Below are 14054 nucleotides of genomic sequence, written 5' to 3'. Positions count from 1 at the left end.
GATGGGCCTTATATGATGCTTGTGACAGGAAAACAAATGTCCGGCACTTAATTCCCGGAAAATCGCCCCCGGCCCGGAAAGTGCTGAAAGAAACACGTCACGTTACGGAACCAAGGCCGCACCGGCGCGTTTGAATGGCGGACAGGCGGGTGTTTCTTCCGCCGAAATGAAGGTTCGTGCGTGGCAGCAGTCGGTAAACATGCCGCCATCCCGTCAACGATGTTCAGGAAGGACTCCACCTATGGCAAGCGTGCGTAGCAGCGTTAATGACAAGATCCAGCAATCCCTCGAAAACGGTGATGCCGCCGACGTGGCAGCGCAGCTCGCCCAGCTTCGCGAAGATCTGGCAAATCTTGCCAAGAGTGTGAAAGCGCTCGGCGTCGGTGCCTCGCATGAGCTGAAGGCGCAGGCCGCCCGCGTGGCTGATGACGCGCTCACCGCCTCTGGCGAAATGGCCGACAGTGTGCGTAGCGAAATTTCGTCGCTGAACGATAATCTGACCGATCAGGTCCAGAGAAACCCGCTCCAGTCCCTCGGCATCGCCGTTGGCGTCGGCTTCGTGCTCGCTCTCCTCACACGTCGATAAGGCCGCATCATGCTTGAGGCATTGCTGGTCTATCTGGGAGACACCCAGCGCGAAGGACGCGTGGTGACGCGGCGTCTGCGTGCCACCATAATCCTGTGGGTGCTGACCGGTGTCTTTTTCCTGATTGCCTTCGTCGCCGCCGTGGTTGCAGGGTCGATCTATCTTGCCCGGCATGTCGGCGCGGGTCCCGCCGCGCTCGTCGTCGCGGGCACCGCGTTTCTGCTCGGCGTCATCATGCTGGTAGCGCTGGCAATCGTAAAAAGGCCCAGAGCCTATGCCGCACGGCCGGTAGCACCTTTGACGGCTGCTCCGCTGACGGCAGCCCCCCTCGCCTTGCAGTCACTGTTGACGCTGGCGATCCAGGCGCGGCCCTATGCGACGCTCGCTGTTGCCATGGCCGCCGGTTTCTTGGCGACAAGGGCCAATACGAGGAAAAAGAAATAAACACGCCTTCGGGCGTGTTTTATGCACTTCCGCAGACCCTCATAAAAGCTGTGCATCCAGATGATGGATGCGCAGTTTTTTTTATGTTACGCGCAATGGATAGACTGGCAAATGGCGTCCCGCGCCACGCCGCCCTTATTTGAACAAAGTGACATACAGTCTCGGCGCGTCCGTATTTATTGAAAGGCGTTTGATGAAGAAGAAAGTCCTTGTCGTTGGCGGTGCCGGTTATATCGGTTCGCACACCTGCCTTCTCCTCTCTGAGCGAGGATATGAACCGGTTGTTTTCGACAATCTGTCCAATGGACATGAGGAATTCGTCCGCTGGGGCCCCTTCGAACAGGGTGATATTCGCGACCGGGCGCGGCTGGACGAAGTCTTCGCCAAACACCAGCCGGAAGCCGTTCTGCATTTCGCGGCGCTGATCGAAGTCGGCGAATCGGTGAAGCAGCCCGTCGCCTTTTACGATAATAACGTCATCGGCTCGCTCAACCTGCTCTCCGCCGCGATTGATGCCGGCGTCACCGCCTTCGTCTTTTCTTCCACCTGCGCCACTTACGGATTGCCGGAGCAGGTGCCGATCGACGAGACGCACCGGCAGGCGCCGATCAACCCCTATGGCCGCACCAAATGGGTGGTGGAGCAGGCGCTGAAGGATTACAGCACCTATAAGGGCCTGCGCTCGGTCATGCTGCGCTACTTCAATGCCGCGGGCGCGGATTTCGAGGGCCGTATCGGCGAGTGGCACAAGCCGGAAACCCACGCCATCCCGCTCGCCATCGAGGCCGCACTCGGACGGCGTCAGGGCTTCAAGGTGTTCGGCACGGATTACGACACCCGGGACGGCACCTGCGTGCGCGATTACATTCACATTCTCGATCTCGCTGACGCACATGTGCGGGCGGTGGACTATCTGCTCGCCGGCGGCGAAACCGTCGAACTCAACCTCGGCACCGGCACCGGCACCACGGTAAAGGAACTGCTGGCGGCAATTTCCGAGGTGTCGGGCCGCCCCTTCCCGGTCGAATATACCGGCCGGCGCGACGGCGACTCCACCACACTCGTGGCCAATAACGACAAGGCTAAAGAGGTTCTGGGCTGGGAACCGCGTTATTCCCTGTCGGATATCATCAAATCCGCCTGGGCATGGCATTCATCCCGCAACGCCGGCGATTAAGCGGCCCGTGGGCCAAAACAAAAAAGACACCGGCCACTGGCCGGTGTCTCTCGCGGGACGGCTGAAGCCAACTCCCGCTCCTGCCTCCCAGGTATGGGATTAAGGCTTGGTGGCGGATGTGGTCGTGCTGTCAGGTGCCGCCGGGGTTGCCGCGTTCTTCTCGCTGGTCTTCTGTTCCAGCGTCTTGAACTCAGGTGCACTCTTAAGGGTTTCCGCCGTTTCGGTCGTCGTCAGGCGGATGGTGCCATCCTGCGCATTGCGCGTCATCGTCACCTTGTCCATGGGGACGGCTACATCCTTGGCGCCGATGCCGAGGAAACCGCCAACGCCGATCACGGCTGCGACCAGACCGCCATCTTCTTCCATGATGAGGTTGGTGACGTTACCGATGCTTTCATCGGCTGCGGTGTAGACCGACTTACCAATATAGTCATTGGCGCTGATCTGCGTTTCGCCCTGCTCGGTGATGTAAGCGCCACCCGTCGTTGTGGCCGCGCTGCCACTGGCAGCAGGAGCCGCAGGTGTCATCGGAGTGGCAGGCGGCGTTGCCGGCTCGGTCTGCGCACCCGGATTTGCCGGGGCAGGCTGGGTGGTGCCCTGAGCGATGGCAAGCGGCGCGAAAGCCGTCGTGCCCATCAGGGCTGCGGTGACGAGTATCGTAAGTTTCTGTGCCATTTCGTACCTTCCTTTCATCGTTCTCAACTGGCCGAGCGGGAATGAATTTCGCTTCCGCTCGCTGGCCGGTTCGTCTTGCAAACGGGCTGGTCGTTGAAATAGTTCCGATTTTTTCGGTCAAACCGGTTCATTTGCCGCATGTCGCGACAACCGAAGGTAAAAATCAGGCATTGCTAACGGGGGACAGCGCGGTATTATCCCTGCCGTAACAATGCCATAACTGCCGGAGTTTTTTATATGCCTCAACCCGGCAACAGACTGAAAGACATGATCTCGGCTTTACGGCGGCGCAGCGCGAATTTCTTTCCGACCGCCTCCATCGGCACTTATCTGGTGGTGATGGCAACCGTCATCACCCTGCCGCTGATCCTTTTTGTCGGCTATCTGATGCTGCGCCTCGAAGCCGAAAAACGCGACGACCTGCAAAGGGAGACCATCGAGGATGTCCGGGTCGTCAGCCGCAACATCGACCGTCGCCTGCAGGAAATCGCCACATCGCTCAATCTGCTGTCGCAGTTTCCCGAGCTTGAGAGTGGCAATCTTGCAGCTTTTCAGGGACGCGTCGCCGAAAGCCTGAAAAGGGAGGGCCTCTACGCCCTGCTCGCCGCCAAGGATGGCCAGCAGCGTCTCAACACCCGGGTGCCCTATGGCCAGCCTCTCGGCAAGGTGCCGGCGGAGGCCAATCTGGCGAAGGCGATAGAATCCCGCCGCATCACCGTCTCGGATCTGTTTTTCGGCTCCACCAGCAATGAGTGGGTGTTCAACGTCACCATGCCGCTCGACCCGGAACTGAGCCTGGCCGGAGACGCCCTGATCCTGACGCAGAATGCCAGCGATCTGAGCCGGCTTATTCCCACGGAAAACCTGCCGCGCAACTGGGCGGTCGCCATCATCGACGGCACCAACCGGGTTGTCGTTTCCAGCGCGCAGGATGAGGCGGCAGTCGGAAAACCCTTTGTCACCCCTGAAATATTGTCGGAAATGCAGGCCTTCAGTGGCAATTTCTTCGACGGCAAGGGCAATCTCTATGCCTATGCGCAATTGCCGGGCTGGCAGTGGAAAACCGTGATGTGGGGACCGCTTGCCGCAAGCCAGGCAGCACTGATCGACACATGGCGACAGATGATGATCGGCAGCCTCGTGCTGGTACTGATCGCCATCGGCGGCGCCTATCTGGTCGGCCGGCAATTGCGCAGCTCCATTCGCGATCTGACCCATATGGCGGAGCGCATCGGCGAAGGCGAGATCGTCGCGCCCGTCGATACCAAGATAAAGGAAGCCAATCAGGTCGCCATCGCGCTCTCCAACGCTTCCTTTGACAGAAGCCAGTCGGAAGAGCGGCTGCAATTGCTGCTGCATGAACTGGTTCACCGCTCCAAGAATATTCTGACGCTGGTTCAGGCGATGATACGGCAATTGGGGCGGGAAAATAAAAGCATCCCGGAATTCCAGAAAGAAGTCGACCATCGCCTGCGCGGTCTCGGCATGTCGATCCGGGCACTGGCGGAGGTTCAGTGGCAGGGGTTGCCGATCCACAAGCTGATCGAGACCCACCTCGAAGTTTTCGGCACCGTTTCGGAACGTGTCGTGCTGGCGGGAGACGATTTCATGCTTTCGCCGGAAGCGGCGCAGAATTTCGGGCTTGTGGTGCACGAGCTGACCACCAATTCCATTAAATATGGCGCGCTTTCGGCGCCGCTCGGGAAAATCACCGTGAGTTGGAAGCCGCTCGAAAAAGACGGTCGGCAGATGCTCCATCTTCTCTGGACCGAGACGGGCGGACCACCGGCTAGAGAGCCGAGCCGCAAAGGTTTCGGCACCACGGTCATCAAAAGACATGCGGAAGGCGCATTCGGCGGACATGTGACGACGGAATACCGCGAAACCGGCTTCGAATGGTCTCTGGAAGCGCCTATCCGCTATTTTACGCCGAAGCGACCGGACCCGGCGCACTGAAGCGCAACGGCGGTGAGAATGGCAGAAAATCTGCCCATTGCTAAAAAAATGCATTTTCCGGGAACCGAATGCGGTTGCATGCATTATTACTGCAGGCCAAGCAATTCCCCCGTCCCCGCCTGAAGCTTGGCTGACTATAAACGGGTTTCGCCCCTGAAAACCCGTCATAAAAATAGCACGGCTCTCCTATGGGCCGTGCTTTTTTATTGCGCCTTCGCAGATTGAAACAGGCTTTCGGCCTGACCTGAGGTCCGACAACTTTCTCAGGAATCCGTGCTATCGCCTGAAGGGAATTTCAACCGGTAAACGATGCGCTCCGGCGTCAGCTGGTATTCGGCACTTCCTCCAAGAGCGGAAGGAACCACCTTTTCCAGCACGACGCTGCCAAAACTGCCGCGCCTTGCCTCTGCAGGCTCCTTCGACGGCATCATCGGCTCGTTCCATTCGACGATATAAAAATCACCGTCCTGGCGACATTGCAGGGATATAGGCGGGTGATAGGCAAGATTGCCGCTGTGGCTCACCGTGTTGACGACCAGCTCATGGAAGGCCAGCCCGATATAAAGCGCACCATTCGGATTAAGCAGCAGGTTTTCCCCTTCCATGTGGATGAGGTTCGGATATTCCGGCACATAGAGATCGAATTGCTGGCGGAGAAGCTCGAATATGCGCGCGCCCCGCCAGTCCGAATCCGTGATGAGATCCTGGCTCTGGGCAAGCGCGTGCAGCCGCCCACGGAACTTGCGCAGAAAGTCATCTTTGGTGAGGCTGAAACGGGCTGTCTGGCCCGCAAGGCTCTGGATGATCGCCAGCAGGTTTTTGGAGCGATGGCTAACTTCTCGCAGCAGCGAGCGCAGAAGCTGCTCGCGCCGCCGTTCCGCCGTTACCTCCCGAATGGTGGTTTTCATCACCATCTGTTTGGCCTGGTTGACGGTGGAATGGACCTGAAACTGGAAAACGCGGTCCTTGCCCGCACTGACTTCCAGCATGCCCCGGCTACCAGCCGTGTTCATGTCCTTTTTGAGGTTCTCGAGCCGCACCGAGAGATCATTGCCGAACAGATTTTCATCGGTTGGATGGGAATCGGCCGGCAATTTCCAGACATCCGGCAGATTAGCCACGAATATGTAATCGCGCTTCCAGTCCTGCAGCATGACTGTCTCACCCGAATCGAGCAAGGCGAGAACGAGCGAATCATGAAGCTCACTCTCGTCCCTCTCCGCGTTATGCCATGCCAGCCGATGCAAATTCGTCTCCTTGCAGAAAGCCGCGGGTCAACGCCACGACTGTAACCGCCAACGCCCGGGCACCACACTGGTTCCCGGCCCGTCTGCGATTTCGGCAAATTTCACGCCGCGACGCGAGAGCTTTCGTTGAAAAACAGGGCCTGGCTGATAAGCGCTTTCACCATGTCCGGGTTGAAAGGTTTCGTCACAAGGAACGTCGGCTCAGGCCGCTCGCCCGTCAAAAGACGCTCGGGGAAAGCCGTGATGAAGATCACCGGGAGGGTGGTCATCTGCAGGATGTCCTTCATCGCATCGAGACCGGAACTGCCGTCGGCAAGCTGAATATCGGCAAGGATCATTTTCGGCTGCGTGCGATGGAAAAGGTCAAGCGCCTCGGTATGCGTGCGGGCGATACCCGTGACGCGGTGACCGAGATCGGTGACCATCTGTTCGATATCCATGGCGATCAGAGGTTCGTCCTCGATGATCATGATATCGGTTGCGACCTGCCGGGCGATTTCGGAAGCCGCCTCATCGATCAGCCTGCCGACCTGGTCTTCCGACACTTTCAGAACCTCTGCGGCTTCCGAAGGCGAGAACTCTTCGACCGTCGTCAACAGGAAAGCCTGACGTGCAAGCGGCGGGACGGCGGAGAGGTTCGCAGAAGCGCGCTTTTCCCATCCCGACAGGTTTTCATCGGCCTTAATATTGATCGTGACGGAACTAAAGATCGATACGAACAATTGATAGAGCGAAACGCGATCGCTGCTTGTCTGCGGGAAGATGCTGATATCGGCGATCAGAGCTTCGAGTGTTGCCGCAACATAGGCATCGCCCGTGGATTGTGAGCCGCAAACGGCACGCGCGAACCTGCGCAGATATGGCAGGTGCGGTGCGATGCGTGTAGAAACTGACATGGAATTCTCCCCTTTCATGCGGTCTGCAACGCAAACCCAAGATAGCAACGTGCGTATCGCAAAAAAAGTTCCCGACGGCCGGAACTATTTTTTTCACCGCGCATTATTTGCCACGACACAAAAGGAATACCGGACGTTATGAGCATGTTTCAATCGGACCAAGATTCGCCGGACAATTCGGCCGCCCCCCAGGTTCCACATTCCGGGCGGGCGGTGATTTCCCGCAAGCTCAGGGAGCTTTATGATGCCGTTCAGGATGAAGGCATCCCTGACAAATTCCTCGATCTTCTCGAAAAACTCGATGAAGCCGAAAGCAAAGCCAAAACAAAGGCTTCGGAGGAATGATGGCGAAAGAGCCGGAGCAGACAGAATATAATTTCAAGCGGGAAATGCTGGCGGCGCTGCCGAACCTGCGCGCCTTCGCGATTTCGCTCATCCGCTCGAGGGATCGTGCTGACGACCTCGTGCAGGACACGATCATGAAGGCCTGGGCGAAACAGGAGAGTTTCCAGCCGGGCACCAACATGCGCGCATGGCTGGTGACGATCCTGCGCAACGAGTTCTATAGCCAGATACGCAAATCCGGCCGCGAAGTGCAGGATACGGACGGTGTCTATACCTCGCGCCTTTCAGTGCCGCCCGAACAGCATGGTTCGGTCGACCTTCAGGATTTCCGTGCAGCACTGGAGAAACTGCCGGATGACCAGCGTGAAGCCATCCTGCTGATCGGCGCGTCAGGCTTTGCCTATGAGGAAGCCGCCGAGATTTGCGGCTGCCCGGTTGGCACGATCAAGAGCCGTGTCAGCCGAGCAAGATTGCGCCTTCAGGAGCTGCTGGGTATCGAAAACGAAAACGAATTCGGTCCGGACGCGCAGATGAGCGCTGTCACAGCAGCCGCCACGGCGCGCTGAAAGACCTGAATTTTGATAGCAACGAACGGGCAGGCCTGCGCCTGCCCGTTTTTCATGTCTGCCGGTAACGTGCGCTCCGGACGGACGACGAGGCCTTTTTTTCCTGGAATGCCCTAGATGCCGGTTTCCTTGACCGACTGCATGACCACGAAGGTCGAGGTATTGGCGACCGATGGCAGGCTCGAGATTTTCTCACCCAGCACCCGTCGATATTTGCGGATGTCGCTGGTGCGCACTTTCAGGAGATAATCGAAGGCGCCGGCGATCATGTGGCATTCCTCGACTTCCTTGATCTTGCGAACCGCCGTGTTGAATTCCTCCAGCGCCTTCTCTCGCGTATCGGAAAGTTTGACTTCGGCAAAGGCGATGTGATCGACGCCGAGTTTATGCGGATTGAGCACGGCCCGGAAGCCAAGAATATACCCCTCATCCACCAGCCGCTTCAGCCGCGTCTGGCATGGCGTCTTGGAAAGACCGACCCTTTTCGACAGTTGCAGCACCGACATGCGGCCGTCCTCGCTCAAGGCTTCCAGGATCTTGAGATCGAAGTGGTCCAGATCGTCTGTTTTGTGGCTATTTGCCATGTTATTTCACGCCATTTGAAGAAAACAAAAGTTCATATAGCCTGTTTTATTCCAAAAATAGGGCCATAGCAATTTCTCCAGCGATGGTATTGTCAGCAACAGGATGAAAAGCGGCGGGCGGAGGACACGCTGCCGCCGACGGCCTTTCTTCAACAGCTTTTTCAGGATTTTCAGAATGGCCGATGGTGCAAGCAACGCCGGTGTAGCAGTGAACGGTATTTTCCAGAATTTTGCGCCGCCGGTGCGTGAGCAAAGCCCGCTGCGCGAGGCGATCACCGCCGCCTATCGCCGCCCCGAGGAAGAATGCCTGGCCCCATTGATCGAGGCGGCAACGGTGACGCCGGAACAGACGAAAGCTATCCGCACCACCGCCGGCAAGCTGATCGAAGCGCTGCGCGCCAAGACCAAGGGCACCGGCGTTGAAGGGCTGGTGCAGGAATATTCGCTCTCCAGCCATGAGGGCGTGGCGCTGATGTGCCTTGCCGAGGCACTGCTGCGCATTCCCGACACCGCCACCCGCGACGCGCTGATCCGCGACAAGATCGCGCGTGGGGACTGGAAGTCCCATATTGGCGGCGGGCGCTCGCTCTTCGTCAACGCCGCCACCTGGGGTCTCGTCATCACCGGCAAGCTGACCTCGACGGTCAATGACAGCGGCCTTTCGGCAGCGCTGACCAAGCTGATTTCGCGCGCCGGCGAACCCGTCATCCGCCGCGGCGTCGACATGGCGATGCGCATGATGGGCGAACAATTCGTGACCGGCGAAACGATCGGCGAAGCCATCAAGCGCTCCAGGCCGCTGGAGGAAAAGGGCTTCCAGTATTCCTACGACATGCTGGGCGAAGCCGCGACCACCGCCAGGGATGCCGAGCGTTATTACAAGGATTACGAAAACGCCATCCACGCCATCGGCAAGGCCTCTGCCGGCCGCGGCATCTATGGTGGTCCGGGCATCTCCATCAAGCTTTCGGCGCTGCATCCGCGTTACGCCCGCGCGCAGGCCGAGCGGGTGATGGCCGAGCTTCTGCCGCGCGTCAAATCGCTGATGCTGCTCAGCAAGAAATACGACATCGGCCTCAATATCGACGCCGAGGAAGCAGACCGGCTGGAACTGTCGCTTGACCTTCTCGAAGAACTGGCGCTCGACAAGGACCTTGCCGGCTGGAACGGCCTCGGCTTCGTGGTGCAGGCCTATGGCCGCCGCTGCCCCTTCGTGCTGGATTATATCATCGATCTCGCCCGCCGTTCCGGCCGCCGCATCATGGTGCGCCTCGTCAAGGGCGCGTATTGGGATGCGGAGATCAAACGCGCGCAGGTGGACGGGCTGGAGGACTTCCCGGTCTTCACCCGCAAGGTGCACACCGATGTCTCTTACATTGCCTGCGCCCGCAAGCTGCTCGACGCGCGCGACGTGATCTTCCCGCAGTTTGCGACCCACAATGCGCAGTCCATGGCGACGATCTATCATCTGGCTGGCCCCGAATTCAAACTTGGCGATTATGAATTCCAGTGCCTGCATGGCATGGGCGAACCGCTTTACAGCGAGGTCGTCGGCAAGAAGAAACTCGACCGCCCCTGCCGCTTCTATGCCCCGGTCGGCACGCATGAGACGCTGCTTGCCTATCTGGTTCGCCGTCTTCTCGAAAACGGCGCGAACTCCTCTTTCGTCAACCGCATCGCCGATCCCGCCGTTCCGGTCGATTCCCTGCTGGAAGACCCGGTCACAGTGGTCAAGGCTTATGCCGTTCCCGGCGCACGGCACGACCGTATCGCCGCGCCCGAAGGTCTCTTTGGCCCGGAACGGAAGAATTCCGCCGGCCTCGATCTTTCCAGTGAAACAACGCTCTCCGCACTCGACAGCACCTTGAAGGCAGCTGCGGCAACCGAGTGGAAAGCCGCAGCGCCGCAGGCGAGCGGCCAGACACGGCCGGTGCTCAACCCCGGCGACCACACGGATATTGTCGGCCATGTGACCGAACCGACCCAAGCCGATGCCGAAGCGGCGATGCAGCGGGCGGCAGCCTCCACCTGGCCCTCCACCCCTGTTGAAGAGCGCGCCGCCTGCCTGGAGCGCGCCGCCGACGCAATGCAGGCCGAGATGCCCGAGTTGCTCGGCCTCATCATGCGCGAGGCGGGAAAATCCATGCCCAACGCCATTGCCGAAGTGCGCGAGGCGATCGACTTCCTGCGTTATTACGCAGCGGAAGCACGCAAGAATTTCAAGGCCGACGAGACGCCGCTTGGCCCCGTCGTCTGCATCAGCCCTTGGAACTTCCCGCTCGCCATCTTCATCGGTCAGGTGGCGGCTGCACTGGTTGCCGGCAATCCGGTTCTGGCGAAACCCGCCGAAGAAACGCCTTTGATCGCCGCCCAGGGCGTGCGCCTGCTGCATGAAGCCGGCGTTCCGCAGGACGCCGTGCAGCTTATGCCGGGCGACGGCAAGACGGGCGCGGCACTTGTCGGCTCACCGCTGACGGCGGGGGTGATGTTCACCGGTTCGACAGAAGTGGCGCGGCTCATTCAGGGCCAGCTGGCCGGCCGGGTTCTGACTAACGGCCAGCCGGTTCCGCTGATTGCCGAAACCGGCGGCCAGAACGCCATGATCGTCGATTCCTCGGCGCTCGCCGAACAGGTGGTCGCCGATGTCATCGCATCGGCCTTCGACAGCGCCGGCCAGCGCTGCTCGGCGCTGCGCATTCTCTGCCTGCAGGAAGATGTGGCGGACCGCACGCTCACCATGCTCAAAGGCGCGCTGCATGAATTGCGGATCGGCCGCACCGACCGGCTTTCCGTCGATGTCGGCCCCGTCATCACCGCTGAGGCCAAGGGCATTATTGAAAAGCATGTTGACGACATGCGCGCGCTCGGCCACCGCATCGAACAGATCACGCTTGCGGGTGAAACCGGCAAGGGCACTTTCGTGCCGCCGACCATCATCGAGATGAAATCGCTTGCCGATCTGAAGCGGGAGGTTTTTGGCCCGGTGCTGCATGTCATCCGCTTCAAGCGCGACAATCTCGACCGGCTGATCGATGAGATCAACGCCACCGGTTACGGCCTGACCTTCGGCCTGCATACGCGCCTCGATGACACGATCCAGCATGTGCTGTCACGCGTCGCGGCCGGCAATCTTTATGTGAACCGCAACATCATCGGCGCGGTTGTCGGCGTGCAGCCCTTTGGCGGACGCGGTCTTTCCGGCACCGGCCCCAAGGCCGGCGGCCCGCTCTATCTCGGCCGCATGACGCAGGCTGCGCCGAAGATTGACCGGGTCGCAAGCCAGCAGGATCAGGCCGCCATCGATCTTGCCCGCTGGCTGGATGAAAACGGCGAAACCGTTGCGGCTGAAGCCGCACGGCAGGCGGCAGCACTTTCCGGTCTCGGCTTCGAAACCGAGCTGGCAGGCCCCGTCGGCGAACGAAACGTGTATGCGCTGCATCCGCGCGGCAGGATTCTGCTGGTCCCGGCAACCGAACAGGGGCTTTACCGCCAGCTTGCGGCAGCGCTCGCCACCGGAAACACGGCCGTCATCGACAATGCCTCTGGCCTCGAAAAATCGATCTATGGGCTGCCGGCAACCGTCACCTCGCGCATCGTCTGGGCGGATGACTGGGCGAAATCCGGTCCCTTTGCGGGCGCCTTGGTCGAGGGTGACGCGGAGCGCATCGTGACGACCAACAAAAAAATCGCCACCCTGCCCGGCCCGCTGGTTCTCGTGCAGGCCGCGACCACGGAAGCGCTTTCCGGTGAAAGCCAGCCCTATAATCTCGACTGGCTGGTCGAAGAAGTCTCCGTCAGCGTCAACACGACCGCGGCCGGGGGCAATGCCAGCCTGATGAGCATCGGCTAAGCGGCACCATTGCCCAAAAAAATCGGCGCGGACAAATCCGCGCCGATAAAGGCAATACCACAGGATCATCATCGCTCCATACGAGCGACAGGTCACAGATGTCATTCGATGTCGAAGGACACGCCCTGCGCCAGCGGCAGCGACTTGGAATAATTGACCGTGTTGGTGGCGCGGCGCATATATGCTTTCCACGCATCCGAACCAGATTCACGGCCACCGCCGGTTTCCTTCTCTCCCCCGAAAGCGCCACCGATTTCTGCGCCCGAGGTGCCGATATTGACGTTGGCGATGCCGCAATCCGAGCCTTCCGACGACAGGAAACGTTCCGATTCCTGAATGTCGCGGGTGAAGATCGACGATGAAAGACCGGCGGCGACGGCGTTATGCGCGTCGATCGCCTGATCGAGATCGCTGTATTTCATCACATAGAGGATCGGCGCGAAGGTCTCTTCCAGCACCGGGCCAACCTGTTGAGGCATTTCGACAAGCGCGGGCTTCACATAATAAGCATCCGCCGCACCCGTATCCACACGTCCACCGCCATTCACCACGCCGTCATGGGCTTTCGCCGCCTCAAGCGCCTTCTGCATGCCGTCAAAAGCCGCCTTGTCGACCAGCGGGCCGACGAGTGCGGAACTTTCCAGCGGATTGCCAACGGAGACGGAGGCATAAGCCTTTTTCAGGCGCGGCACGAGCTGATCGTAAACGCTGTCATGCACGAAAAGACGGCGAAGCGTGGTGCAGCGCTGGCCGGCCGTGCCCATGGCGCCAAAGGCAATGGCGCGCAGCGCCATGTCGAGATCGGCGGACGGGCACACGATGCCGGCATTGTTGCCGCCGAGTTCCAGAATGGCGCGGGCAAAGCGCTTTGCCAGACGCGGGCCGACATCACGGCCCATGCGGGTGGATCCGGTGGCAGAGACCAGCGGCACCTTGGCATTATCCACCAATGCTTCACCCACGGCACGATCGCCGATCAGCAGCTGCGAAAGACCTTCAGGCGCATCGCCGAAGCGGGCGGCGGCCCGTTCGAAGATGCCCTGAACGGCCAGCGCCGTCAGCGGCGTCTTTTCCGATGGCTTCCAGACCACCGCATTGCCGCAAACGATGGCGAGTGCAGCATTCCACGACCAGACGGCGACGGGGAAATTGAAGGCCGAGATGACGCCGACGACACCGAGCGGATGCCAGGTCTCCATCATGCGGTGGCCGGGACGTTCGGTGGCGATGGTGAGGCCATAAAGCTGGCGGGAAAGACCGACGGCGAAATCGCAGATATCGATCATTTCCTGCACTTCGCCGAGACCTTCGGACGGGATCTTGCCCGCTTCCAATGACACGAGACGGCCGAGATCGGTCTTGAAGGCGCGCAGCTCTTCGCCAAGCAACCGGATTAGCTCGCCACGGCGGGGCGCCGGCACATTGCGCCATTGCTTGAAGGCGGCATCGGCCTTATCGACCACGGCTGCCACGCCCTCGACCGAAACGGTCTTCAGGTTCGCGACCTGCTCACCCGTCACCGGGCTGAAGGACGCCATGGTGCCGCCGGTATAAAGATCGCGGGCAACACCCATCCTGTCGAGCAAGGCGGCTGCTTCCTGTTTCACGTCAAGCTTCGTGGTCGCATCCATGTCCAATTATCCTTTTTGGCTGAAAGGGGAGGAAAGGCCGTTTTTGATACGGCTCTTTCAACTCCCGTCGCTCTTCTTTCCCCGAATTTGTCAACGG

The 14054-nt window shown here is 59.9% G+C and carries 13 protein-coding genes; 8 read left to right on the top strand and 5 right to left on the bottom strand.

The genetic code is table 11. The features are described from left to right. The first annotated feature begins 241 nt into the window (after positions 1-241). The 3 genes from DXT96_RS17950 to galE all read left to right on the top strand — a co-directional run bounded on the left by DXT96_RS17950 (position 242) and on the right by galE (position 2207). Positions 242-586 (top strand): YqjD family protein, encoded by a 345-nt coding sequence (locus DXT96_RS17950; RefSeq protein WP_142842396.1) that lies wholly within the window; start codon positions 242-244, stop codon positions 584-586. 9 nt (positions 587-595) lie between these two features. Next, complete coding sequence (locus DXT96_RS17945; RefSeq protein WP_003498528.1) at positions 596-1030, top strand: hypothetical protein; 435 nt, start codon at positions 596-598, stop codon at positions 1028-1030. Between the two features lie 193 nt (positions 1031-1223). Then, positions 1224-2207: a UDP-glucose 4-epimerase GalE gene (gene galE, locus DXT96_RS17940; RefSeq protein WP_045015763.1), complete on the top strand. Its 984-nt coding sequence runs from the start codon at positions 1224-1226 to the stop codon at positions 2205-2207. A gap of 99 nt (positions 2208-2306) precedes the next feature. Here the strand turns inward: galE and DXT96_RS17935 are convergent, their stop codons facing one another. Continuing rightward, positions 2307-2882 (bottom strand): PRC-barrel domain-containing protein, encoded by a 576-nt coding sequence (locus tag DXT96_RS17935; RefSeq protein ID WP_153515784.1) that lies wholly within the window; start codon positions 2880-2882, stop codon positions 2307-2309. Between the two features lie 41 nt (positions 2883-2923). Here DXT96_RS17935 and DXT96_RS17930 point away from each other — a divergent pair, with 41 nt between their 5' ends. Next, a complete protein-coding gene (locus DXT96_RS17930) occupies positions 2924-3091 on the top strand; it encodes a hypothetical protein (protein WP_153515783.1) in 168 nt (55 codons plus the stop codon). 28 nt (positions 3092-3119) lie between these two features. After that, complete coding sequence (locus DXT96_RS17925) at positions 3120-4838, top strand: sensor histidine kinase (protein ID WP_153515782.1); 1719 nt, start codon at positions 3120-3122, stop codon at positions 4836-4838. Between the two features lie 263 nt (positions 4839-5101). Here the strand turns inward: DXT96_RS17925 and DXT96_RS17920 are convergent, their stop codons facing one another. After that, on the bottom strand, positions 5102-6085 hold the full coding sequence (locus DXT96_RS17920; protein ID WP_153515781.1) for a sensor histidine kinase: 984 nt from the start codon (positions 6083-6085) through the stop codon (positions 5102-5104). A 101-nt stretch (positions 6086-6186) separates the two neighbouring features. Further along, a complete protein-coding gene (locus tag DXT96_RS17915) occupies positions 6187-6981 on the bottom strand; it encodes a response regulator (protein ID WP_149901150.1) in 795 nt (264 codons plus the stop codon). 138 nt (positions 6982-7119) lie between these two features. Between DXT96_RS17915 and DXT96_RS17910 the strand changes: the two genes are divergently transcribed. Together DXT96_RS17910 and DXT96_RS17905 are read left to right on the top strand one after the other, a co-directional pair. After that, on the top strand, positions 7120-7326 hold the full coding sequence (locus tag DXT96_RS17910; protein WP_046802106.1) for a NepR family anti-sigma factor: 207 nt from the start codon (positions 7120-7122) through the stop codon (positions 7324-7326). Continuing rightward, on the top strand, positions 7326-7892 hold the full coding sequence (locus tag DXT96_RS17905; protein ID WP_149901151.1) for an RNA polymerase sigma factor: 567 nt from the start codon (positions 7326-7328) through the stop codon (positions 7890-7892). Before DXT96_RS17910 ends, DXT96_RS17905 begins: the two co-directional genes overlap by 1 nt. 113 nt (positions 7893-8005) lie before the next feature. Here DXT96_RS17905 and DXT96_RS17900 read toward each other — a convergent pair whose 3' ends face one another. After that, a complete protein-coding gene (locus tag DXT96_RS17900; RefSeq protein ID WP_142842404.1) occupies positions 8006-8476 on the bottom strand; it encodes an Lrp/AsnC ligand binding domain-containing protein in 471 nt (156 codons plus the stop codon). 175 nt (positions 8477-8651) lie between these two features. On the opposite strand from DXT96_RS17900, the gene putA reads away from it, so the two are divergent. Next, the gene (gene putA, locus DXT96_RS17895) at positions 8652-12326 is read left to right on the top strand and encodes a trifunctional transcriptional regulator/proline dehydrogenase/L-glutamate gamma-semialdehyde dehydrogenase (protein WP_153515780.1); all 3675 of its coding nucleotides are present in this window, start codon (positions 8652-8654) and stop codon (positions 12324-12326) included. 101 nt (positions 12327-12427) lie between these two features. On the opposite strand, the gene DXT96_RS17890 is transcribed toward putA, so the two are convergent. Beyond that, positions 12428-13957, bottom strand: coding sequence for an aldehyde dehydrogenase family protein (locus tag DXT96_RS17890; RefSeq protein ID WP_153515779.1), 1530 nt, complete (start codon positions 13955-13957; stop codon positions 12428-12430). Positions 13958-14054 lie beyond the last annotated feature (97 nt).

The organism is Agrobacterium sp. ICMP 6402, from assembly GCF_009498615.1.
Lineage (GTDB): Bacteria > Pseudomonadota > Alphaproteobacteria > Rhizobiales > Rhizobiaceae > Agrobacterium > Agrobacterium burrii.
This window is presented reverse-complemented; position numbering and strand designations above follow the sequence as displayed.

Coding starts and splice junctions, on each gene's coding strand:
- DXT96_RS17915 (WP_149901150.1), bottom strand. CDS start 6,981: ATGTCAGTTTCTACACGCATCGCACCGCACCTGCCATATCTGCGCAGG.
- putA (WP_153515780.1), top strand. CDS start 8,652: ATGGCCGATGGTGCAAGCAACGCCGGTGTAGCAGTGAACGGTATTTTC.
- DXT96_RS17890 (WP_153515779.1), bottom strand. CDS start 13,957: ATGGATGCGACCACGAAGCTTGACGTGAAACAGGAAGCAGCCGCCTTG.
- DXT96_RS17910 (WP_046802106.1), top strand. CDS start 7,120: ATGAGCATGTTTCAATCGGACCAAGATTCGCCGGACAATTCGGCCGCC.
- DXT96_RS17905 (WP_149901151.1), top strand. CDS start 7,326: ATGGCGAAAGAGCCGGAGCAGACAGAATATAATTTCAAGCGGGAAATG.
- DXT96_RS17945 (WP_003498528.1), top strand. CDS start 596: ATGCTTGAGGCATTGCTGGTCTATCTGGGAGACACCCAGCGCGAAGGA.
- DXT96_RS17925 (WP_153515782.1), top strand. CDS start 3,120: ATGCCTCAACCCGGCAACAGACTGAAAGACATGATCTCGGCTTTACGG.
- DXT96_RS17935 (WP_153515784.1), bottom strand. CDS start 2,882: ATGGCACAGAAACTTACGATACTCGTCACCGCAGCCCTGATGGGCACG.
- DXT96_RS17930 (WP_153515783.1), top strand. CDS start 2,924: ATGAATTTCGCTTCCGCTCGCTGGCCGGTTCGTCTTGCAAACGGGCTG.
- DXT96_RS17900 (WP_142842404.1), bottom strand. CDS start 8,476: ATGGCAAATAGCCACAAAACAGACGATCTGGACCACTTCGATCTCAAG.
- galE (WP_045015763.1), top strand. CDS start 1,224: ATGAAGAAGAAAGTCCTTGTCGTTGGCGGTGCCGGTTATATCGGTTCG.
- DXT96_RS17950 (WP_142842396.1), top strand. CDS start 242: ATGGCAAGCGTGCGTAGCAGCGTTAATGACAAGATCCAGCAATCCCTC.